The sequence below is a fragment of the Streptomyces sp. NPDC002788 genome (assembly GCF_053592115.1).
On the sequence record NZ_JBSFVB010000005.1, the window covers coordinates 225,509 to 247,963 of the forward strand.

A 22,455-nucleotide genomic window follows, 5' to 3' on the forward strand; every position below is an offset into this window, starting at 1 on the left:
GACGACAGCCACCGGTCCGGCACCGCCCGGGGCGACCGCAGCGCCCGGAAAGCGTCCAGGAGCGGTTCCTACTCGTCGTCCTCGTCGTCCAGCCGCGCCAGCCACGTCGCCAGCCGCTCCACCGGCACCTCGAAGTCGGGGTTGAGATCCACGAACGTCCGCAGCTGCTCGGCCAGCCACTCGAAGGTGACCTCCTCCTCGCCGCGCCGCTTCTCCAGTTCCTCGATGCCACGGTCCGTGAAGTACATGCCGTCAAGGATAGGTGGGCGCAAACGGCCGGGCCGCACCCCCGGAAGCGGGGATGCGGCCCGGCCGCACAGGACGCACGAGGGCGGTTACGCCTCGAACACCTCACGCACCAGCTGCTCCTGCTCGGCCTGGTGCCGCTTCGCGGAACCGACGGCCGGGGACGAGGAGTGCGGACGCGAGATGCGGCGCAGGCGCTCGCCGTGCGGCACGTCCGCACCGACCGCCAGGTCCAGGTGGTCGATCAGGTTGAGCGCGATGAACGGCCAGGCACCCTGGTTCGCCGGCTCCTCCTGGGCCCACAGGTACTTCTCGGCGTTCGGGTACTTCTTGATCTCCGCCTGGAGCTCGGCACCCGCCAGCGGGTACAGGCGCTCGATACGGATGATCGCGGTGTCCGTCACGCCGCGCTTCTGGCGCTCGGCCTCCAGGTCGTAGTAGACCTTGCCGGCGCAGAAGACGACCTTCCTGACCGCTGCCGGGTCGACCGACGCGTCGCCGATGACCGGCTGGAACTGGCCCGTCGTGAACTCCTCCGCCTTGGCCGCCGCCGCCTTCAGGCGCAGCATCGACTTCGGCGTGAAGACCACCAGCGGCTTGTGGTGCGGGTTGTGCACCTGCCACCGCAGGAGGTGGAAGTAGTTCGACGGCGACGTCGGCATGGCGACCGTCATGTTGTTCTGCGCGCACATCTGGAGGAAGCGCTCCGGGCGCGCCGAGGAGTGGTCCGGGCCCTGGCCCTCGTAGCCGTGCGGCAGCAGCAGGACGACGCCGGAGGTCTGGGCCCACTTCTGCTCGGCCGACGAGATGAACTCGTCCACGACCGTCTGCGCTCCGTTGACGAAGTCGCCGAACTGCGCCTCCCACATCACGAGCGCCTCGGGGCGGGCCAGCGAGTAGCCGTACTCGAAGCCCATCGCCGCGTACTCGGAGAGGAGGGAGTTGTAGACGTTGAGCCGCGCCTGGTCCTCGGAGAGGTACTGCAGCGGCGTGTACTCCTCGCCCGTGCTGCGGTCGATGATCACCGCGTGGCGCTGGCCGAACGTACCGCGCTGCGAGTCCTGGCCCGCCAGGCGGACCGGGACGCCCTCCAGCAGGAGGGAGCCGATCGCGAGGGTCTCGCCCATGCCCCAGTCGATGGTGCCGTCCTCGACCATCGCCGCCCGGCGCTGCAGCTGCGGCAGCAGACGCGGGTGGACGGTGATGTGATCGGGGATGTTGACCTGCGACTCGGCGATGCGCTTGACGACCTCCGTGGTCACCGCGGTGTTCACGGCGACCGGGAACTCGGCCTGCGGGTCGGACGTCTCCACGATGTTCGGCTGCGAGGTGGCCTCGCGGACCTCCGTGAAGACCTTCTCCAGCTGGCCCTGGTAGTCCTGCAGCGCCTGCTCGGCCTCTTCCAGGGTGATGTCCCCGCGACCGATGAGGGACTCGGTGTAGAGCTTGCGCACCGAGCGCTTCTTGTCGATCAGGTCGTACATCAGCGGCTGGGTGAAGGCCGGGTTGTCCGACTCGTTGTGGCCGCGGCGGCGGTAGCAGATGAGGTCGATCACCACGTCCTTGTTGAACGCCTGGCGGAACTCGAAGGCCAGACGGGCCACGCGGACCACGGCCTCCGGGTCGTCGCCGTTCACGTGGAAGATCGGGGCCTCGATCATGCGGGCCACGTCCGTCGCGTACATGGAGGAACGCGAGGACTCCGGCGCGGCGGTGAAGCCGACCTGGTTGTTGATGACGATGTGGACCGTGCCGCCGGTGCGGTAGCCGCGCAGCTGCGACATGTTCAGGGTCTCGGCCACCACGCCCTGGCCCGCGAAGGCCGCGTCACCGTGGATCGCCACCGGCAGGACGGTGAAGTCCGTGCCGCCCTTGTTGATGATGTCCTGCTTGGCGCGGGAGACGCCTTCCAGGACCGGGTCCACCGCCTCCAGGTGCGAGGGGTTCGCGACCAGGGAGACCTTGATCTGCTCGCCGTCGAGGCCCGTGAAGGTGCCCTCGGCGCCCAGGTGGTACTTCACGTCGCCGGAGCCGTGCATCGACTTCGGGTCGAGGTTGCCCTCGAACTCGCGGAAGATCTGCGCGTACGACTTGCCGACGATGTTGGCGAGGACGTTCAGGCGGCCACGGTGGGCCATGCCGACGACGACCTCGTCCAGCCGGGACTCGGCGGCCGAGTCCAGCACCGCGTCCAGCAGCGGGATGACGGACTCGCCGCCCTCCAGGGAGAAGCGCTTCTGGCCGACGTACTTCGTCTGCAGGAAGGTCTCGAAGGCCTCCGCCGCGTTCAGGCGGCGCAGGATGCGCAGCTGCTCCTCGCGCTCCGGCTTGGAGTGCGGGCGCTCGACGCGGTCCTGGATCCACTTGCGCTGCTTGGGGTCCTGGATGTGCATGAACTCGATGCCGGTGGTGCGGCAGTACGAGTCGCGCAGCACGCCGAGGATGTCGCGCAGCTTCATCATCGACTTGCCGGCGAAGCCGCCGACGGCGAACTCGCGCTCCAGGTCCCACAGGGTGAGCCCGTGCTCGGTGATGTCCAGGTCGGGGTGCTTGCGCTGCTGGTACTCCAGCGGGTCGGTGTCGGCCATGACGTGGCCGCGGACCCGGTAGGAGTGGATCAGCTCGAAGACGCGGGCGGCCTTCGTGACGTCGTCGTCGTGGCTGGCGTCGATGTCCTTGAGCCAGCGGACCGGCTCGTAGGGGATGCGCAGCGCCTCGAAGATCTCGTCGTAGAAGTTGTTCTCGCCGAGCAGGAGGTTCGCGACCTGGCGGAGGAACTCGCCGGAGGCGGCGCCCTGGATCACCCGGTGGTCGTAGGTCGACGTGAGCGTCATGACCTTGGAGATGCCGAGCTTGTTCAGGGTGTCCTGGGAGGTGCCCTGGAACTCCGCCGGGTAGTCCATGGAGCCGACGCCCATGATCACGGACTGGCCGGGCATCAGGCGCGGCACGGAGTGCACGGTGCCGAGACCGCCCGGGTTGGTCAGGGAGACCGTGACACCGGAGAAGTCGTCCATCGTCAGCTTGCCGTCGCGGGCGCGGCGGACGATGTCCTCGTAGGCCTGCCAGAACTCGAAGAAGTTCAGCGTCTCGGCCTTCTTGATCGCCGCGACGACCAGCTGGCGGTCGCCGTTCGGCTTGACCAGGTCGATGGCGAGACCGAGGTTGACGTGCTCCGGCTTGACCAGGGTCGGCTTGCCGTCCACCTTCGCGAACGAGTAGTTCATCGCCGGCATCGCCTTGATGGCCTGGACCATCGCGTAGCCGATGAGGTGCGTGAAGGAGATCTTCCCGCCACGCGCCCGCTTCAGGTGGTTGTTGATGACGATGCGGTTGTCGAACAGCAGCTTCACCGGGACCGCGCGCACGGACGTGGCCGTGGGCAGCTCCAGTGAGGCGTCCATGTTCTTCGCGACCGCGGCCGCCGGTCCGCGCAGCACGATCTGCTCCGGTCCCGCGGGGGCCTCGCCGGCGGGCTCGGCCTTCTTCGGGGCGGCCGCAGGCTTGGCGGCGGCCGGCTTGGCGGCGGCCGGGGCCGCCTTCGCCGGAGCGGGGGCCTGAACCTGAGCCGGGGCCTGCGCCTGCGCGGCGGGCTTCGCCTGGGCGGGAGCCTGCGCGGCGGCGGGCTTCTCGGCCGCCGGGGCGGGGGCCGGGGCGGCCGGGGCCGCCGGCTGAGCGGTGGTGGTCCCTGCGGCCCCCGCGGCCGCGGTACCCGCCGGAGCCGAGGCGGCAGCGCCGCCCGGCTTGTAGTCGGCGAAGAAGTCCCACCAGGCTCGGTCTACGGAATTCGGGTCCTGGAGGTACTGCTGATAGATCTCGTCGACGAGCCACTCGTTGGCACCGAACGACGCAGCGGGGTTCTTACCCGCTTGGTCGGTGTCGGTCGAGATGCTCGAGTTACTGGGGGACTGTGGCGACACGGCGGCAACCGCCCTCTTCCGCTTCACAAGATGATGGACAGCGGGAATCAAGGCTACGCCTCCGGGAGCGGGAAGGTCAGGCCGGGCCCGTTCAACGTCGCGCAAGTCACATCTTTGAGTGCGTTTCGGCGCTTGAAATGGCGGGAAACAAGCGTGGTTCCGCTTCAGAAGGGAAGGGCTGAGCAGGGCCTGACGCGCCGACGGCGCGGGCCTGTGCCTGATCACACGTGTCCGTCAGCGCGGACGCCCGTGGATCTTGTGGCTCCGCTTCGAACTTTACGTCAACTTGGCATAGATGGAAGTCCCGGAAGGGTGACAAGAATCCGGCAACCCCGCTCGGATTCGGCCACTCCGATCCGGCCGCCGTGCAGATCGACGGCCCAGCGGGCGATCGCCAGGCCCAGACCCGTGCCGCCGTCGCTGCCCGGCCCCTGCGGCCGCTTGGCGTTACCGCGGTTGAACCGCTCGAAGACGCGGTGCCACTCCGCCTTCGGAATTCCGGGGCCCTCGTCCAGGACCTCCAGCTCCAGCGACTCCGGCAGCGCGCCGCGCCGCGCCCTGACCGTGACCCGGCCGTGCGGCGGGCTGTGCTTGACCGCGTTGTCGATGAGGTTGGCGACGACCTGGTGGATGCGCTCCGGGTCAGCGTGCGCGGTCAACTCCGGCGGATGGACGTCGAGGTGCAGATGGACGTCCGTGCGGGTGTGACTGCCCGAGCCGGTGGCGATGCCCGCGCGCACGGAGGCGACCATGTTGGCCTCCTTCAGCACGCCGGACAGGTACGGCCACACCTCGAACCGCCGCTGTTTCAGCGGGACGACGCCGTTGTCCAGGCGGGACAGGTCCAGCAGTGTCTCCACCAGCCGGCCGAGCCGCTCGGTCTGCTTCAGCGCCGTGCGCATCGTCTCCGGGTCGGCCTGCGTGACACCGTCGACGATGTTCTCCAGCACCGCGCGCAGCCCGGCGATGGGCGTACGCAGCTCGTGCGAGACGTTCGCCACGAGCTCCTTGCGCTGGCTGTCCTGGGCCTCCAGCTCGTCGGCCATGGCGTTGATCGTCACGGCCAGGTCGCCCAGCTCGTCACGGCGGTTCTCCCGCACCCGGCGGGTGTAGTCACCCTGCGAGATGGAACGGGCCACGGCTGTCATCTCGTCCAGCGGGGCGGTGAGCGAATGGGCCACGAACTGCGTAATGAGCAGTGTGGCGATCATCGAGAAGACCGTGATGAAGCGAAGCTCCGTCTTCGTGTGCACCGCGATCACCGACAGACCCGTGGTGATCAGCACCGAGATGACGACCAGCGCGCCCAGCTTGGTCTTGATCGAGAACGGGCTCACCCCGCCCCAGGGTTCCGGCTCCCCGGGGTTCCTCCGTGCGGCCGGCCCGCCGCTCATGGCGTCGGGGTCTCCAGGGCGTAGCCCACGCCGTGCACCGTGCGGATCCGCTCGGCGCCGATCTTCCGGCGCAGCGCCTTGATGTGGCTGTCGACCGTGCGGGTGCCGGAGGCGTCCGCCCAGTCCCAGACCTCGGCGAGCAGTTGCTCGCGCGAGAGCACCGCGCGGGGGGTGTTCGCCAGGCACACCAGCAGGTCGAACTCGGTGGGCGTGAGGTGGACGTCCTCACTGCGCACCCGGACCCGGCGCTGCGCGTGGTCGATCTCCAGTTCGCCGAGGCGCAGGATGCCGGAGCGGGGGGTGGCCGCCGCGATCGCGGCCCGCTCCACCCGGCGCAGCAGCACGTGCACGCGCGCCGCCAACTCCCGCATCGAGAACGGCTTGGTCATGTAGTCGTCGGCGCCTACGCCGAGCCCGACCAGCATGTCGGTCTCGTCGTCACGCGCGGTGAGCATCAGCACCGGCACCGGGCGGGCGGCCTGCACGCGCCGGCAGACCTCCAGACCGTCGAAGCCGGGCAGCATGATGTCGAGGATCAGCAGGTCGGGCTGCCAGGCCTCGGCCGTGTCGACCGCGGCCGGACCGTCGCCCGCGGTTTGCACGAGGAATCCCTCGGCTCGCAGGCGGGTCGCGATGGCATCCACGATCGTGGCGTCGTCCTCGACGACGAGAACCCGGCGCTGCGCGCCCGGGGTAGCCGTCGCCGAACCGTTGTGGGAGGTGTGTGTCTGCTCCATCGCCCGCCCCTGGGGTGTGCTTTCCGGAATCAGTGGGGTGATTCCTTCTGACTGGCCGTGCCTGCGCATGGTTGCGATTGACGCTTGAATGATCGGCGTCAGGGGAGCAGCGTACGGGGCGGCGGTATGCCTTTGCTATCCAGGGCGGATGCCGAGGTGCACGACGTCGGGAACGCCCCGGGCAACCGGGATCTCTTCGGTACGCACCTGTTGGAACCCGGCATTCCGCAAGGTTTCTTCGAATTCCGGAGAGGGTCGGGCGGACCAGACGGCGAGAACCCCGCCGGGTCTCAACACCCTTGCGCAGCTTGCCAGTCCGGCTTCTCCGTAGAGATCTCCGTTGCCCTCCGTGACGGTCCAGCCGGGGCCGTTGTCGATGTCGAGGCACAGGGCGTCGAACGTGGCGGATGTCTCATTGACGTACGCCACCAGATCGGCTTCGACGATTTCCGTGCGGGGGTCCGCGAGGGCCGTGGCGGAGAACGCGGAGAGCGGGCCGTGGAGATGCCACTCGACGATCGCGTGCTCGCGTTCCACCACTGCGATCCGCCCCCACCGCCGGTTCGCCGCCGCGTGCGCGAGGGAGAAGCCGACGCCGAGTCCGCCGATCAGCACGTCGGGGCGGTCCCGGCCGGGCAGGGCGTCCAGGGCCGCGTCGACCAGTCGCCGCTCCGAGCGGCCGTCGGAGGTGTCCATGAGGAAGCAGCCGTTGGCGATGATCTCCAGCCGGTCGCCGTGCCGCCGCAGCACGACCTCGCCGTGCGGGCCCTCGCGCCGGTCCAGTACGTCAGGCGTGTCGAATGAGGTGGGCATCGGCTCATCCTCCCAGGTCTGTGCTGCCGGGGCGGGGGAATATCAGGGGGACGCGAGGAGCGGCCAGGAGGTTGCTGTGAATCGGCTTTCGCGTGGCGTCCGTCACAGACAGCGGGGTGGTGGCAGGCGAAGGCTGGGACATGATGGAAGGAGCGCCCGGATTGGAACGCACCGCGCCGCCCGACGAGACGGCCTCACCGCTACCGACGGGCGCGCCCGCCTCCGGTGTGTCGGGGCTGCTGGACGGTGTGCCGCGCCAGCGCGGCACGGACGAGAGCGCGGACGCGGGTCTGCGCCTGTCCGCTCCGGCGGAACCGCCCCAACGGCGCTCGCCGCGCCCCTGGCGGTTGCTGCCCACGCCCACCGGGACGCCATTCACCTGCGGGTACGCGGCCGTGCTCTGGGCGACCTCACTGTTCTCCGAACACGCGGACCCCGCGCTGGTGCACGCGCTGCTCCAGGGTTCCAGCACCGATGTGGCGCACCTCGCGCGGACGCCGGAGCTGGTGCTGGTCGGCAGCGCGCTGTGGGTCGCGGGCGGAGTGACCTCGCCGTTCGCCATCGCCTTCGTGCTGGTGCTGACCGCGCTGGAACGGCGCATCGGCGGTCTGCGCACGGCGGCTGTCTTCCTGCTCGGGCATGTCCTCGCCACCCTCGCGACCGAGGTGCCCGTGGGGCTCGCGGTACTGGCCGGGCACCTCCCCGAGTCCTCGCTGCACCGCCTGGACTACGGCGTGAGCTTCGGTGTCGCGGCCGGCACCGGTGCCCTGGCCGGACTGCTGCCGCTGTGGCTGCGCGTGCCGCTGCTGACCGCCTTCGGCGGAATGCTCCTCCAGGACCTGCTCGCTTTCACCGACCCGATGACGAACTGGGGGCATCTGATCGCCCTGGGCGTCGGCATCGCGACCTGGCCGGTGGTGCGGCGGTGGTACGCGTCCCGCCTCGGGCCGAGGGTCCGCAGTGAGGTCCCTCAGGCCTGAGCAGAGGCCGCAGGACCGTGCCTGGCACTGGTCAGCGGGGCCACCACCTCCCAGCCCAGCGCCTCGTAGAGACCTCTCCCCGCGGGTGTCCCGGCCAGGACACCGGTCCGCGCCCCCTGCCGGAAGGCGGCGCTCTGCAGCGTCCGCACGACGAGACTGCCGAGACCCTTGCGGCGGTGTTCGGTGGCCGTCTCGATCAGGTCGACGACGGCGGTTTCACCCGTCGGGGCGGCGATCTGGCCGCGTGCCGCCAGGGACCCGTCCGGCGCGGCCACCATCAGGCGGGTCACCCCGCCGCGCGACCAGCTGCGCAGCCGGTAGCCGTCGGGGACGTCCGGAGCGCCGTCCGCCGCCAGCGGGACCGTCATCAGGTAACCGGGCTCGGGGTCGATCCACCAGCCGCCGTCCAGCCGGCCGGCGACCACCGAGGGGTCCTGGAACACCTTCAGCCACACGCCGTCCCCGGTCACCGCGCCGGCCACCTTGCGGACGGTCGTCTCGTCGAGGTCCTCGCCCGTCGCGCCGAACACGTGCCGCGTGACGTGCCCGTACATCCCCATGTCGATCGTCCAGCCCCACGGCTCGGTCACGGGCGGAGCCGCACCGCGCGACACGGTCCACCCGTCCACCCATGCCCGCACGGTTCCGTCCACGCGCTCCCCCTCGCACCCGTAATGGGCGCCAGTTGAATTGGTCTATTACCGAGAGGGCCATACGCGCCCCCTCGTCCCAGGCGTCAGCGGTGATCGCTGACAGCGAACGCCGGTCGGGGAACATCCAGTCGCCCCCATGCATTGAGTCGGCATAGCTCAACTTGACTGCCGAAGGGGAGATCATGGCTTCGACGTCCACACCGCTCACCCTGCCCGTGCTGCCGCTCGACGGCGAGGTCGTGCTGCCCGGAATGGTGGTCCCGCTGGACCTGAGCGACTCCGAGGTCCGTGCCGCGGTGGAGGCCGCCCAGGCCGCTGCCCGGACAACGTCCGGAAAGCCCCGGGTGCTCCTGGTGCCGCGCATCGACGGGACGTACGCGAACACCGGTGTGCTCGGCACCGTCGAGCAGGTCGGCCGGCTCGCCGACGGCGACCCGGGCGCGCTGATCCGCGGCCGGGGGCGGGTGAGGATCGGTGCGGGGACCACAGGTCCCGGCGCCGCCCTCTGGGTCGAGGGCACCAGGGTCGACGAGACCGTTCCGGAGCCGCTGCCCGGGCAGGTCACCGAACTGGTCAAGGAGTACAAGGCCCTGGCCACCGCCTGGCTGCGCAAGCGCGGTGCCTGGCAGGTCGTCGACCGGGTCCAGGCCATTGATGACGTCTCGGCGCTCGCCGACAACTCCGGTTACTCGCCCTTCCTGACCACCGACCAGAAGGTCGAGCTGCTGGAGACCGCCGACCCGGTGGCCCGGCTCAAGCTCGCCACCCAGCAACTGCGCGACCACCTCGCCGAGCAGGACGTGGCCGAGTCCATCGCCAAGGACGTCCAGGAGGGCGTCGACAAGCAGCAGCGCGAGTTCCTGCTGCGGCGTCAGCTGGAAGCCGTCCGCAAGGAGTTGCGCGAGCTGAACGGCGAGCAGGAGGGCGAGGAGTCCGACGACTACCGGGCCCGCGTGGAGGCCGCCGACCTGCCCGAGAAGGTCCGCGAGGCCGCGCTCAAGGAGGTCGACAAGCTGGAGCGGTCCTCCGACCAGTCGCCCGAGGGCTCGTGGATCCGCACCTGGCTCGACACGGTCCTGGAGATGCCGTGGAACGAGCGCACCGAGGACGCGTACGACATCCAGGGCGCCCAGGCGGTCCTGGACGCCGAGCACTCCGGTCTGGAGGACGTCAAGGAGCGGATCACCGAGTACCTGGCGGTACGCAAGCGGCGCAACGACCGGGGACTGGGTGTCGTCGGCGGGCGGCGCGGCGGTGCCGTGCTCGCGCTCGTCGGGCCGCCCGGCGTCGGCAAGACCAGCCTGGGTGAGTCCGTCGCCCACGCCATGGGCCGGAAGTTCGTGCGCGTCGCCCTCGGCGGTGTGCGGGACGAGGCCGAGATCCGCGGCCACCGGCGCACGTACGTCGGTGCGCTGCCGGGCCGGATCGTCCGCGCGATCAAGGAAGCCGGGTCGATGAACCCGGTCGTGCTGCTCGACGAGATCGACAAGGTCGGCTCGGATTTCCGGGGTGATCCGGCCGCCGCCCTGCTCGAAGTGCTCGACCCGGCGCAGAACCACACCTTCCGCGACCACTACCTGGAGGTCGAGCTCGACCTGTCGGACGTCGTCTTCCTGGCCACCGCCAACGTCCTGGAGGCGATCCCGGAGGCTCTGGCGGACCGCATGGAGATCGTCCGCCTGGACGGCTACACCGAGGACGAGAAGATCGTCATCGCCCGCGACCACCTGCTCCCGCGCCAGCTGGAACGGGCCGGGCTCGACAGGGACGAGGTGACCATCGACGAGAGCGCCCTGCGCAAGCTCGCCGGCGAGTACACGCGCGAGGCGGGCGTGCGCAACCTGGAGCGGTCCGTCGCACGGCTGCTGCGCAAGGTCGCCGCCCAGCACGAACTGGGCGAGCGCAAGCTGCCGTTCACCGTCCGGGACGAGGACCTGCGCGATCTCATCGGCCGGCCGCACCACGTGCCCGAGTCCGCCCAGGACCCCGCCGAGCGGCGGACGTCCGTGCCGGGCGTGGCGACCGGGCTCGCGGTGACCGGAGCGGGCGGTGACGTCCTGTTCGTCGAGGCGTCGCTGGCCGACCCGGAGACGGGCGCGGCCGGACTGACCCTGACCGGTCAGCTGGGAGACGTGATGAAGGAGTCCGCGCAGATCGCGCTGAGCTTCCTGCGCTCCCGCGGCGCCGAACTCGAACTGCCGGTGGCCGATCTGAAGGACCGGGGCGTGCACATCCACTTCCCCGCGGGCGCGGTGCCGAAGGACGGCCCGAGCGCGGGCATCACGATGACCACGGCCCTCGCGTCCCTGCTGTCCGGCCGGCTGGTCCGCACGGACGTGGCGATGACCGGCGAGGTCTCGCTGACCGGGCGGGTCCTGCCGATCGGCGGCGTGAAGCAGAAGCTGCTCGCCGCGCACCGGGCGGGTGTCACCACGGTGATCATCCCCAAGCGCAACGAGCCCGACCTGGACGATGTCCCGGCGGAGGTGCTGGACAAGCTCGACGTCCACGCCGTCACCGACGTCCGCCAGGTGCTGGAGCTGGCGCTCTCGCCCGCCACCGCGGGTGCGACGCCGGAGGTTCCGGTGGCCGCGTGACGGAGGTCATCGGATGAGGGAAGGCCCGGGTTCTCGTGAGGGAAGCCGGGCCTTCACCGTGTGGTGACCCTGTGTAGGCATACGCCGTGACCTGCGGAATACTTGCCGAGCTGCGGCGATGCCCGCGAGTGGCGGAAAATGCAGGTACCCGGCGACGACTGAGGCAGGACTTACGTGCACGAGGACGGCAACGAGGACGAAAACCGCGATGCCGGTGCGGCCGGAAGCGGTGTGGACCAGCCTGCCTTCCTCGCGCTGGAGCGCGAGCTGACCGTGCTGCTGCGGCGCGCCCGGGCCAGTCAGGGCGAGATGGCCCGCGAGGTCCACCCCGACCTGGAATCGTCCGCGTACGGGCTGCTCGTCCGGCTGGACGAGTTCGGCCGGCAGCGGGCCACCGAACTCGCCGCCTACATCGGCGTCGGCAAGGCCACGATGTCCCGCCAGCTGCGCGCTCTGGAGGAGCTCGGCCTGGTCGCCCGCGAGCCCGACCCCGCCGACGGGCGGGCCTGGCTGGTCGCCCTGACCCAGGAGGGGCACGACCGCGTCCGCCGGGTCCGGGAGGCCCGCCGCGCCCGCTACGCCGGCCGCCTCGCCGACTGGGACACCCGCGAGGTCACGGAACTGGCCCGGCTGCTGCACCAGCTCAACCGCGGCATGGAGAAGTAGCCCCGGCGCCGAGTGCCTAGAACTCGACGTACACGACCGTCGCGTCGTCGTGCGTCTTGCTCCGGCCGAGGAACGTCCTGGCCGAATCCGATCGCTCCAGCTCCCGCACGCGGTCCACCAGCGCCTGCGGTCCCTCCTTGCGCACCAGCTGGAAGCAGTCCGCCCAGTCGCCCTCCTCGAACCGCTCCACCCAGCGGCCGGCGCCGTCCGTCAGGGCGGCCAGGGCGCGGACCTCGTGGCGGGGCAGGGTGCCGGTCACCGCTCGCCGGGCCACCGACGGATCGGCCGCCGCCGTGAAGAAGCCGCCCTCCTTGTTACGCAGCGTCGCGTCCACCAGCGCGTCCGTGGCCAGGGCCGAGCGGGGGAGAAGGGCCAGCCGGTCGTCCAGGACGGGCGTCACCGCACCGTCCGGGGACTCCACGAGGAGAGCCGAGTCCGACAGGACCAGGTACTCCACCGCGGCCGGGGTCCAGCGAGCCGCGACCACCGTGGCCTGCGGAGTGCGGGGGTGAGAAAGGTCACAGGTTGCGGCGTGCGCTTCGGCGGTACGCGCGATGGCGCGGGACAAGGCGCCTACCAGAGGGACATCCGGGAGTGAAACGGTCAGTTCGGTCAGTGCTCCGCCGAGGCGTGCGGTGAACCAGGGGACGGAATGCAGACAGCCCGTCCCGGTCTTCGGCGGCGTGACCCCGTCCAGGACGACGACGCAGCCGCCCTGCCCCGAGGCCGGTAGTCCGACGCCGGCGAAGTCCTCGTTCGGGTGGTCCGCGTCTCCGGGTTCCGAGGCGAGTTCAGTGCGCATCCAGCCAGTCTGCACGAGCCCTTCACAAGGTCCGCAAATGGTCGGCGACGGCTGCCGGATCGGCGTCCCCGGGCGGGTCGGGGGCCCTGTTTGGGATGGAATGCTTTGCTCCGGGAAGGCGTGGTGGCGAATACTGCCACCGGCCCGCCATCGTCGTCCAACCGGCGTGCCGCGCAAGGCCGCTGTGAGGGTCGACGGAACTTGCCCCTCAACTCCCCTCCGGGGTTCACTCCTTCGGGTGGCGGGTCAGGTGATGCGCGTGCGCTGCCCACCGGCGCTGGGAGGGTCGGGAAGTGTACCGGGAGTACGCGCCAGTCGACGGAGCGTCACCCGGACCCAAGGGTTCACGAGTCAGGAATGCGAGCACCGGTGCAGAAGACGCGGCCTCGTCGCACAGGCAAGCAGACGGCCACCGATCAGGGAGCTGAGCCGACGCCACTCACCGGCAAGGGCCGCCTCACACATGTCCGCAACCGGCTGATCGTCGCCGTCGCCGTGGTCGCCGCGGCCATCGCCGGGGCCGGGACGCCTTCCGTCCTGGCCGCCTCCGGGCAACTCCACGAGTCACAAGGGCTGGTGACGCTCGCGGAACAGACGCAGGACGCCCTCGTCCTCGCGCACTCCCTCGCCGACGAGCGCGACGACATCACCGCCTACATCGCGGCCGGCCGCCCCAAGTCCAAGGCGCCCTCCGAGCAGCGCAGCGCCCGCGTGGACCGGCAGGTCGAGGAGCTGCGCTCCGACACCGACACGCCCGCCTCGCTCCGGTCCGACCTCGACGGCATAGCGGCCGTGCGCAGGGCGGCGCTCACCGGCAAGAGCAGCGCGCTCGAAGCGCACCAGGCGTACTCCACGACCATCACCGAACTCCACCGGCTCGCCGAGGAACTGGCGCAGCAGACACCGCCGCGCGCCGGCTCCGGCGGCCACGCCCTGGCCGAACTGGACTCCGCCGTCCAGCAGGCCGCCGCGGCCCGCGGCCTGCTGCTCGCCGCGCTCAGCGTGCCGCGCAGCACCGGGACGGTCATCGACCCCGTCACCGGCCTGCCGACCCGGACCTCCACCTCCTCGGACGCCGACACCCGGCAGCGCGACGCCCTGAGCGCCGCCGCCCAGCAGGCCCGGCTGCGCTCCGACGCGGCCCTGGCCGACTTCCGCGACACCGCGCCCAAGGCGGCCCGCAGCTCGTTCGACAGCACGGTCACCGGCACCGAGGTCAACTCCGCCGACACGTACCTCGCGACCCTGACCGACCAGCCGACCCTCTCCGGCAGCGAACTCTCCACCGGCACCAAGAAGCTGGACGCGGCCCTCTCCGCCCGTGTCGACCTGATGCGCGGTGTGGAGTCCGCCCTCTACGACCGCCGCACCAAGGACCTCGAGGCGCTGCGTGACGACGATGTCACCGCGCTGGAGATCCGCATCGCCGTCCTCGGCGCCCTCATGCTGCTCGCCGTCGGCGTCGCCACGGGCATGGCCCGCAGCCTCACGCGTCCCCTCGCCGTCCTGCGCCTGGGCTCCAAGCGCCTCGCCGAGGCCGAGGACCCGGGGGCCGAGGAGCCGGTGAAGTTCACCGGCCGCAACGACGAGTTCGCCCAGGTCGTGCGCTCCGTCAACGCCCTGCGCGCGCACGCGGCGGCCCTCACCGAGCGGATCACCACGCTGGAGGCCGACCGCAAGCACCTCGTCGGCCAGCGCCAGAAGATGGCCGACGCCCGCGAGGAACTGCGCGGCGAACTCGCCGAGTCCGCCGCCCACCTGGAGCGTTTGCGTACGGCCATCGGCGGTACGTTCGTCAGCCTCGCGCTGCGCACCCTGGGCCTGGTCGAGCGGCAACTGGCCGTCATCGAGAACCTGGAGGAGCGCGAGCAGGACCCGGACCGCCTCGCCACGCTGTTCAAGCTCGACCACTTCGCGACGGTCATGCGCCGGCACAGCGAGAACCTCCTGGTTCTCGCCGGTACCGAGCACGTCCAGCACGCGGCCGGGCCCGTGCCGCTCGTGGACGTCGTCCGTGCCGCCGTCAGCGAGATCGAGCGGTACGAGCGGGTCCGGATCGCCGCGCTGCCGCCGCACGCGCACATCGCCGGGTTCGCCGCGGACGACCTCTCCCACCTGCTGGCCGAACTCATGGAGAACGCCACCTCGTTCTCCCCGCCCGACCTGCCCGTGGAGATCTCCGGCTGGCTGCTGGAGAACGGCGAGGTCATGCTCTCCGTCCAGGACGAGGGCATCGGTATGACCGAGGACCGGCTGGAGCGCCTCAACGCCCGCCTGTCCGACTTCGACCCGGAGTCGCCCTACGACCAGGAGGGCGAGGACGGTCTCGGCCTCGGCCTGTACGTCGTGGCCCGCCTCGCCCACCGCCACGGTGTGCGCGTGCAGCTGCGTGAGCAGAAGCAGGGCGGTGTCGCGGCGGTCGTCGTCCTGCCCCGCACGCTGCTGGCGGCCGCCACGCCCGCGGCCGTCCCGGCCTCCGGTCCCCTCTCCGGCACCACCCACTCCTACTCCTTCCCCGGCGCGGACGCCGAGGCCAACTCCAACGTCCTGCCCGGCCGCACGGCGGGCGGCGACCCGCTGGTGGCACTGGCGGAGAAGGCGGTGCAGCGGGAGGAGGCGGGGGCCGCCGGCCACGAGGGGCACGCGGAGTCCCGGGCGGCCACGGATGCCGCGGAGGCCGCGGAGCACCCGGAACCCGCGGAAGGGGCAGCACCGGCGGCTCGGGCGGACGCGGCAGAACCGGCCGCATCCGCGGAATCCGTACCGGCGGCACCGCTGGAAACCCCTGCCGAGACCACGATGGAGCTGCTGCTCCCGGCACCGCGGGCGGCATCGGACGCGGCAGCGCCGGGTGTGGCGGAGTCCGCGCCGCAGGCGGAACCGGAGCCGATGCGCCACGAGCCCGCGCCCGACGGCGAATCGGCCCCACAGGGTGCACCCGCACCCGACGGCGCGACCCGCACGGGGGGTGCGGGTGGGAACGTGACCGCCGAAGGCGAAGCCGAGGCGGAACACGAACGCGCAGCCGACGACGAAGAGGACCGCGTCACCGACAAGGGCCTCCCCAAGCGCACTCCCAAGATCACCGCTCCGGCCACGACCCCGCGCCAGCGCGGCGGGTCGGTCGACGCCGACGTCCTCCGCCGCCGCCTCGGCGGCTTCCGCCAGGGCGCCCAGGCCGGCTACCGGGACGTGGAGGCGGAGATCGCCGAGCAGACGGCCTCGCACAAGCGGCCGGCCACCGGCACAGCAGTACCAGCTGAATCCGAAGAAGCCACGGGGGGCACAGTCGAGGAGGCAAGCAGTTGACCGCTCCCAGTACCTTCGGACTGATCGGACTGAGCAGTGAGGCCCGCAACCTGCACTGGCTGCTGACCAACCTCGTCGAGGAGGTCCCCGGCATCCTTTCGGTCGCGGTCGTCTCGTCCGACGGACTGCTTCTGCTGTCCTCGGACGACCACCGCAACAAGGAGGCCCGCGAGGCCCTGCACTCCCGCGGGACCCGGCGGACCGGACCACGCGGCTCCGCCGCCGACCTGGCCACCATCGTCTCCGGTATCGGCAGCCTCACCGTCGGCGCCGCCAGGCTGATGGAGTTCGGCGGGGTCCGGCACACGATGGTCGCGATGGACGAGGGCACTCTGTTCGTGATGTCCATCAGCGACGGCTCGCTGCTCGGCGTCCACGGCTCCGCGGACTGCGACATGAGCGTGGTGGCGTACCACATGGCCCTGTTCGTGGGCCGCGCCGGCCATGTCCTGACGCCGGAACTCCGCAGCGAGCTCCGAAAATCCCTGGAGGAGTCCCAGACGGCGGGGAGTGCCCGATGAGCAGTACGCCCAAGCACCAGCTCCCGGTCCGCGGTGGTGAGCGCAAACCCGCCCGGGTCCGCCCCTACTCTCTCACCGGCGGCCGGACCCGCTTCGGCCACGTCCTCCTCGTGGAGACGTTCGTGGCGAGCACGGCCGCGCTGGACGCCGCGGAGGAGCGCAAGGAGCTCACGAACGGCTCCCTCTCCACCCGTGTGATGCCGGAATTGCGGGCCATCGTCGAACTGTGCCGCCGGATGCGTACGGTGGCCGAGATCGCCGCGCTGCTGAAGATGCCGCTCGGCGTGGTCCGCGTACTCCTCAGCGACCTCGCGGACCAGGGAAAGATCCGTGTGTACGGAACGGGAACCGGCCACGGCACGGGCCGCCCGGACCGAGCTCTGCTGGAAAGGGTGCTGAGTGGACTCCGTCGTCTCTGACGCCGCTCACGGCGTCTCCGCTACATCCCCGTTCGCCGAGCCCGACGAGGGCATGCACGCCTGGCAGACGGACCGCACCCGGGCCCCCATCGCCACGAAGATCGTGGTGGCGGGTGGCTTCGGCGTGGGCAAGACCACGCTCGTCACCTCCGCCTCGGAGATCACGCCCCTGCAGACCGAGGCGCTGATGACCGAGGCGAGCGAGGCCACCGACGACCTCACCGCCACGCCGGGCAAGACCACCACCACCGTGGCCATGGACTTCGGGCGCATCACGCTCGACGACGACCTGGTGCTCTACCTGTTCGGCACCCCGGGCCAGCAGCGGTTCTGGTTCATGTGGGACGACATCGTGCGCGGCGCGATCGGCGCCGTCGTCATGGCCGACACACGGCGTCTGAAGGACAGCTTCCCGGTCCTGGACTACTTCGAGAGCTCCGGACTGCCGTACGTGGTCGCGGTCAACCACTTCGACGGCAGCGAGATGTTCGAGCCGGAGGACGTGCGGGAGGCCCTGACCATCCCGCAACACATACCTGTCATGATCATGGACGCGCGTCGCCGGATCTCCGTGATCGAGACCCTCCTGGCCCTCGTGGGCCACGCGCTCGACGAAACCCCCGAGTAGAGGAACAGCCCCGCATGCGGAAGATACTCGTCGTCGGAGCCGGTCAGTCCGGGCTCCAGATAGCTCTCGGCCTCCAGTCGCAGGGGTACGAGGTCACCCTGATGTCCAACCGGACGGCGGACGAGATCCGCACGGGCCGGGTCATGTCGACGCAGTGCATGTTCCACACGGCACTGCAGCACGAGCGTGATCTTCAGCTGAACTTCTGGGAGCCCCAGGCCCCGAAGATCGAAGGGCTCGGTGTCTCGGTCGCCGCCCCCGGCTCCTGGGCCGAGGGCCCCTCCGCCCGGGCCATCGACTGGCTGGGCCGCCTCGACGGATACGCCCAGTCGATCGACCAGCGAGTGAAGATGGCCGGCTGGATGGAGACGTTCGCCCAGCGCGGAGGCCAGCTCGTCATCCACGGCGCGGCCGTGGGCGACCTCGACTACTTCTCCCGCACGTACGACCTGGTGCTGGTCGCGGCGGGCAAGGGCGAGCTGGTGCAGATGTTCGCCCGCGACCCGGAGCGGTCCCCCTACAGCGAGCCCCAGCGGGCGCTGGCCGTGTCGTACGTCCACGGCCTCGGCCCGCGCCCCGAGCACCCCGGCACCGAAGCGGTCCGCTGCAACCTCGTGCCGGGCGTCGGCGAACTCTTCGTGATGCCGTGCCTGACCACCTCCGGCCGCGCCGACATCCTGTTCTGGGAGGGCGTACCCGGCGGCCCCCTCGACGCCTTCAACGGCGTCAAGGACCCCGCTGAGCACCTCTCCCTGACTCTGGAACTCATGGAGCGGTACGTTCCCTGGGAGTACGCGCGGGCCACCAAGGTCGAACTGACCGACGCCGGCGGCACACTGGCCGGCCGCTACGCCCCCACCGTCCGCAACCCCATCGGCCGCCTCCCCGGCGGCGGGCTGGTCCTCGGCGTCGCCGACGTGGTCGTCGCCAACGACCCGATCACCGGACAGGGCTCCAACTCGGCCTCCAAGTGCGCCGCCGCCTACCTCGCCTCGATCGTCGAGCACGGCGACAAGCCGTTCGACGAGGAGTGGATGCGGTCCACCTTCGACCGCTACTGGAACACCGCCCAGCACGTCACCAAGTGGACCAACGCGATGCTCGCCCCGCCGCCTGAGCACGTCCTGAACCTCATCGGCGCCGCCGGTGGGATCCAGCCGGTCGCCGACCGCTTCGCCAACGGCTTCAACGACCCGTCCGACTTCGAGAACTTCCTCTACGACCCGGACAAGACCCAGGCCTACCTGGCCGAGGCGTCCGGCGCGGGCGCCGCGTAACCCTCGTAGCCCTCGTCCGGCCCGTCCGTGGCACCCTCAGGGAGCTCCGGCGGCTGGTACCGCCGCAGGGGCTTCCCGTCCGGGTCCGGGCGTACGGCGCCCAGGACCGGGTTGGCCGCGATCGGTGACACCTTCACCTTCGCGCCCGGGCGGGGTGCCTGGACGACCATGCCGTCCCCCAGGTACAGCGCCACGTGCGTGGCCTCGGGGAAGTACACGACCAGGTCGCCCGGGCGCAGCTCGTCCAGCGGGATCCGCTCCAGCCGCTTCCACTGCTCCTGGCTGGTCCGGGGGACGGGCGTCCCGGCCGCGGCCCAGGCCTGCGAGGTCAGTCCCGAGCAGTCGTACGCCTTCGGGCCCTCCGCGCCCCACTCGTACGGCTTGCCGAGCTGCCGTACGGCGTAGCGGACGGCCCGGCCGCCCTCGGCCGTCGGCCGACGGACGCTGCTCCTGCTGCCGCCGCTGCCGCTGAGTGCGCCGGACGCCATGAACTTCTCCTGGGCCTCCGTGATGCCGTCCTCCTCCAACTCGGCGAGCGCGGTCAGCTGGTCGCGGCTGAGGGAGGCGAGCAATTCCTCGACGTCCCCGAGGCGTGTGCGGACCTCGTCCCGTTCCTTCTCGCGCCGCTCGGCGAGCGCGAGTTGCCTGTCCAGGGACTTGCGGGACTTGCGGGCCAGGTCACGGGCCTTGCGCTCGTCACCGGTGAGCCGGCCGACGGTGTCGGCCCGCTCCCGCGCGAGCCGGCCGATCACATGCCCCTGCTCGATCGCGTGCTGCGGGTCGCGGGCCAGGAGCAGACGTACGTACGGGGAGATGTCGGTGCTGCTCTGGTACTGCTGCCGGGCCAGCCGGCCGGCCGCTGCCCGGCTGTCGTGCAGGGAGAGCCGGGCGCGTACGAGGGCGCGGTCCAGGCGGTCGGTCTCGGCGCGCTGCTCCTTCAGCTTCTCCTCGGTGGCGTTGTAGGCCTCGGTGGCCTCCTCCGCCTTCCGGTACAGCTCCTGAAGATCTGTCAGGAGACCGGCGACGGAGACGTCCTGTGCGAGGTCGGGGTCCGGGGCGGCTGCGGCCGGGGTGGGGGAGAGGAGCGTTGTCGCCGCCGTCGCCGCGACGCAGACCAGACGCACGAGTCTTGCCGACATGCCATCACCTCCGTTGCGGGGGCGGCCTTTCGGCCACCGGACACTCGTGAGGATCAGGCGGGTGAGCGTGGTGTGCCCGGTGGGTGTGCGCGGTTCGGCGCAACCAGGTCACCCGTCGGCGTCGTCCGGCTTGCTCGGCGGCGTGGCGTCTGGCTTGCCGGGTGGCGTGGCGTCCGGCTTCGACCAGGGCCAGTTGAGCCGGCGGGCCGGGGCGCCCTCGGGGGCGTAGGCGTACTTCCAGCGGTTGGTCAGGCCGACCTTGCCCTGTCCCCGGGGTACGCGGCGATAGACCAGGATCGTGGGCGGGCCGCCGTCGGGGGCCGGGACGGGGATGCGGTACGTCTTGGGCGGGTGCCCGGTGATGCCGAGCAGGACGGGCAGGATCCTGCCGTCCATGGGGCCGCCCTCGAACGGGGTGTCTTCGCTCTTCACGGGATCAGTGTCGGACATCCTCGGCGAGGGCCCGGACCAGGGCGTCGGTCTGCGGGTCGCGGCGGGCGGTCACGGTCAGCATGGCGACGAACTGCTCGACGAGCCAGTCGCGGAGCTCCCCGGCGGGGGGCTGCTTGTCCTCGTCGAGCCAGATGAGCGACGACGCCTCCACGGCGGTGATCCACATGCGGATGGTCATGCGCAGGCGGGGCCCCGGGTCCGTGGCCCGCAGGTGGCTGAGGATGTGCTCGGCGGCGATACGGCGGACACCGTCGACGATGGCGGTGGTGCGTGAGGTCTCCACGACGCTGCCGCCCTGGAGGAGGGCGCTGAAGCCGGTGTCGTGCTGGTCGACGAAGGTGAGGTAGCGGTCGAGGGCGCGGGACAGACGGGGGAGGAGGGGGCCCTCGCGTGGTTCGTCGAAGCAGTGCTGGAGCTCGTCGGCGGCGGAGCGCAGGGCGGCCTCGTAGAGCTGCTGCTTGCCGCCGGGGAAGTACCGGTACACCAGGGGCCGTGACACCCCGGCCGCCTCCGCCACGTCGTCCAGGGAGACCTCCTCCGGGGCGCGGTGGGCGAAGAGGTTCAGTGCCGAGGTGAGGAGCTGGCTGCGGCGTTCCTCGACGCTGAGTCGCCGGTAGGCGGGGGTGGGGGCGGCTGGTGTCATGCTCGCAGCGTAATCGGGGCGTCGGGGGGCTGCGTGGCGGTTGCCGTCCGGCGGTGGAGCGGGGAGCCTGCGGCGGCCTGTGGCTGCTTCGGTGGGGGTGCGCACCTGCGCCTGCGGGGCGGTGGTGGGTCGGGGCCGCGTCCGGGGGGCCGTCCCCGAAGAGCGGACTGTCGGCCCTCCGGGCCGAGTTCCGCGCTGGAGGGTCGCCCCGCACCGGACGAGCAGCGAGAGCACTGCGACGCCCCATCCGGACCCACCGGGCGGGGCGTCCGATCGTCCGGACCGCTACGCCAGCAACCCCGACGACTTCCACAGCCGTCGCCCGACCCCGCGCAACACCCCGATGTCGTCGAGGAAGTCCGTCAGCCGCCTGGAGCCGTTGCGCATGACCTCCCGGCGATGCCCGCTCTCCCGGACCTGGGCGAGGGCCTCCCGCTTGTCCAGGCCCACGTTCGTGTAGACGTCGGGGTTCACGAACGCCACCGAGAAGACGCGGGCGAACTCGCCGGAGGTGACGCGGGTGAACTCCTGGGACCACTTGGGGGCCGTCACCATCTGGCGGCGGAGTTCCTCGCGGGCGTAGCGGACGTGGCGGGCCTCCTCCACGACGTGGATGCGGGTGACGCCCCGGATGAGGGTCTGGACGCGTTCGTCGGGGAAGGTCAGGCGCTGCATCCAGTCGAGGACCTCCTCGCCCAGCAGGGTCGCCGTGAAGGAACCCGGGGTCGTCGAAATGGTCTTGAACAGGCGGCCCAGGTGCTGGTGCGGGCGGCTGACCGGGTAGTAGGGCGTGCCGCCGCGGGTGATCAGCCGGGCGAACATCTTGGAGTGCCGGCACTCGTCCTCGATCTCGGTGAGCGCGTAGCGGACGTGCGCGCTCGTCGCCGCCTTGTCGTAGATGTGCCGGACCAGCAGCTGCATGAGGATGATCTCGAACCAGATGCCGAGGGAGGCCAGCGCCGCCGCCTCGTGCCGGGAGAGCAGGATCCGCTGCTCCTCGCTCATCCGCTTCCAGAGCGGGGTGTCGTACAGCGACACCAGCTCCGGCGGCCAGAACCACTTGCCCTCCTCGAAGGGCGCGTCCCAGTCCAGTTCCTGGTCCGGGTCGAAGGAGTGCCTGGCTGAGGAGTCGAGCAGCCGCTGGGCCACCTGCTCCCGGTCCTTCAGCAGGCCGAGGGCATCGCGCAGGCCGTCGAGCGCGTCGGCTTCCGTCAGGGTCGTCATGGCTGCCCACCTCGTTGTGCACACGTCACCGTCC

The 22,455-nt window shown here is 71.1% G+C and carries 19 protein-coding genes; 8 read left to right on the forward strand and 11 right to left on the reverse strand.

The window, feature by feature from the left end; translation table 11 throughout:
* Window positions 1-68: 68 nt before the first annotated feature.
* From ACWD1U_RS12080 to ACWD1U_RS12100, 5 genes are all read right to left on the reverse strand, one after another.
* Complete coding sequence (locus ACWD1U_RS12080) at window positions 69-248, reverse strand: DUF6104 family protein (RefSeq protein ID WP_003992906.1); 180 nt, start codon at window positions 246-248, stop codon at window positions 69-71.
* 87 nt (window positions 249-335) lie between these two features.
* Window positions 336-4,166 (reverse strand): multifunctional oxoglutarate decarboxylase/oxoglutarate dehydrogenase thiamine pyrophosphate-binding subunit/dihydrolipoyllysine-residue succinyltransferase subunit, encoded by a 3,831-nt coding sequence (locus tag ACWD1U_RS12085; protein WP_451106745.1) that lies wholly within the window; start codon window positions 4,164-4,166, stop codon window positions 336-338.
* Between the two features lie 281 nt (window positions 4,167-4,447).
* The gene (locus ACWD1U_RS12090; protein ID WP_451106747.1) at window positions 4,448-5,560 is read right to left on the reverse strand and encodes a sensor histidine kinase; all 1,113 of its coding nucleotides are present in this window, start codon (window positions 5,558-5,560) and stop codon (window positions 4,448-4,450) included.
* On the reverse strand, window positions 5,557-6,297 hold the full coding sequence (locus ACWD1U_RS12095; RefSeq protein ID WP_030246200.1) for a response regulator transcription factor: 741 nt from the start codon (window positions 6,295-6,297) through the stop codon (window positions 5,557-5,559). The genes ACWD1U_RS12090 and ACWD1U_RS12095 overlap by 4 nt, the downstream gene beginning before the upstream one ends.
* A 135-nt stretch (window positions 6,298-6,432) precedes the next feature.
* A complete protein-coding gene (locus tag ACWD1U_RS12100) occupies window positions 6,433-7,110 on the reverse strand; it encodes a spermidine synthase (RefSeq protein ID WP_451106748.1) in 678 nt (225 codons plus the stop codon).
* Between the two features lie 161 nt (window positions 7,111-7,271).
* Between ACWD1U_RS12100 and ACWD1U_RS12105 the strand changes: the two genes are divergently transcribed.
* Window positions 7,272-8,090, forward strand: coding sequence for a rhomboid-like protein (locus ACWD1U_RS12105; protein ID WP_451106750.1), 819 nt, complete (start codon window positions 7,272-7,274; stop codon window positions 8,088-8,090).
* Here the strand turns inward: ACWD1U_RS12105 and ACWD1U_RS12110 are convergent.
* Entirely contained in the window at window positions 8,081-8,743 is a 663-nt protein-coding gene (locus ACWD1U_RS12110) for a GNAT family N-acetyltransferase (RefSeq protein WP_451106751.1), read from the reverse strand. The genes ACWD1U_RS12105 and ACWD1U_RS12110 overlap by 10 nt on opposite strands.
* Before the next feature lie 182 nt (window positions 8,744-8,925).
* Between ACWD1U_RS12110 and lon the strand changes: the two genes are divergently transcribed.
* Window positions 8,926-11,340 carry an endopeptidase La gene (lon, locus tag ACWD1U_RS12115; RefSeq protein ID WP_451106753.1) on the forward strand — a complete coding sequence of 805 codons (2,415 nt, stop codon included), beginning with the start codon at window positions 8,926-8,928 and terminating at the stop codon, window positions 11,338-11,340.
* A gap of 174 nt (window positions 11,341-11,514) precedes the next feature.
* Window positions 11,515-12,006, forward strand: a complete 492-nt coding sequence (locus tag ACWD1U_RS12120; protein ID WP_451106754.1) for a MarR family winged helix-turn-helix transcriptional regulator — start codon at window positions 11,515-11,517, stop codon at window positions 12,004-12,006.
* A gap of 16 nt (window positions 12,007-12,022) precedes the next feature.
* Here ACWD1U_RS12120 and ACWD1U_RS12125 read toward each other — a convergent pair whose 3' ends face one another.
* Window positions 12,023-12,808, reverse strand: coding sequence for a protein phosphatase 2C domain-containing protein (locus ACWD1U_RS12125; RefSeq protein WP_451106756.1), 786 nt, complete (start codon window positions 12,806-12,808; stop codon window positions 12,023-12,025).
* A gap of 369 nt (window positions 12,809-13,177) precedes the next feature.
* Here ACWD1U_RS12125 and ACWD1U_RS12130 point away from each other — a divergent pair, with 369 nt between their 5' ends.
* The 5 genes from ACWD1U_RS12130 to ACWD1U_RS12150 are packed head-to-tail and all read left to right on the forward strand — an operon-like array spanning window position 13,178 to window position 18,962.
* Complete coding sequence (locus tag ACWD1U_RS12130; protein WP_451106758.1) at window positions 13,178-16,117, forward strand: nitrate- and nitrite sensing domain-containing protein; 2,940 nt, start codon at window positions 13,178-13,180, stop codon at window positions 16,115-16,117.
* The gene (locus ACWD1U_RS12135; protein WP_451106759.1) at window positions 16,114-16,638 is read left to right on the forward strand and encodes a roadblock/LC7 domain-containing protein; all 525 of its coding nucleotides are present in this window, start codon (window positions 16,114-16,116) and stop codon (window positions 16,636-16,638) included. Before ACWD1U_RS12130 ends, ACWD1U_RS12135 begins: the two co-directional genes overlap by 4 nt.
* Complete coding sequence (locus ACWD1U_RS12140) at window positions 16,635-17,057, forward strand: DUF742 domain-containing protein (protein WP_451106761.1); 423 nt, start codon at window positions 16,635-16,637, stop codon at window positions 17,055-17,057. Before ACWD1U_RS12135 ends, ACWD1U_RS12140 begins: the two co-directional genes overlap by 4 nt.
* Window positions 17,038-17,685 carry a GTP-binding protein gene (locus ACWD1U_RS12145; RefSeq protein WP_451106763.1) on the forward strand — a complete coding sequence of 216 codons (648 nt, stop codon included), beginning with the start codon at window positions 17,038-17,040 and terminating at the stop codon, window positions 17,683-17,685. The genes ACWD1U_RS12140 and ACWD1U_RS12145 overlap by 20 nt, the downstream gene beginning before the upstream one ends.
* Before the next feature lie 14 nt (window positions 17,686-17,699).
* Window positions 17,700-18,962: a styrene monooxygenase/indole monooxygenase family protein gene (locus ACWD1U_RS12150; RefSeq protein ID WP_451106764.1), complete on the forward strand. Its 1,263-nt coding sequence runs from the start codon at window positions 17,700-17,702 to the stop codon at window positions 18,960-18,962.
* Here the strand turns inward: ACWD1U_RS12150 and ACWD1U_RS12155 are convergent.
* From ACWD1U_RS12155 to ACWD1U_RS12170, 4 genes are all read right to left on the reverse strand, one after another.
* Window positions 18,926-20,101, reverse strand: coding sequence for a C40 family peptidase (locus ACWD1U_RS12155; protein ID WP_451106766.1), 1,176 nt, complete (start codon window positions 20,099-20,101; stop codon window positions 18,926-18,928). The genes ACWD1U_RS12150 and ACWD1U_RS12155 overlap by 37 nt on opposite strands.
* Before the next feature lie 108 nt (window positions 20,102-20,209).
* Complete coding sequence (locus tag ACWD1U_RS12160; RefSeq protein WP_451106767.1) at window positions 20,210-20,533, reverse strand: hypothetical protein; 324 nt, start codon at window positions 20,531-20,533, stop codon at window positions 20,210-20,212.
* Window positions 20,534-20,537: 4 nt separating this feature from the next.
* Window positions 20,538-21,197, reverse strand: a complete 660-nt coding sequence (locus ACWD1U_RS12165) for a TetR/AcrR family transcriptional regulator (RefSeq protein ID WP_451106769.1) — start codon at window positions 21,195-21,197, stop codon at window positions 20,538-20,540.
* 285 nt (window positions 21,198-21,482) lie between these two features.
* Window positions 21,483-22,421: an AurF N-oxygenase family protein gene (locus tag ACWD1U_RS12170; protein WP_451106771.1), complete on the reverse strand. Its 939-nt coding sequence runs from the start codon at window positions 22,419-22,421 to the stop codon at window positions 21,483-21,485.
* Window positions 22,422-22,455 lie beyond the last annotated feature (34 nt).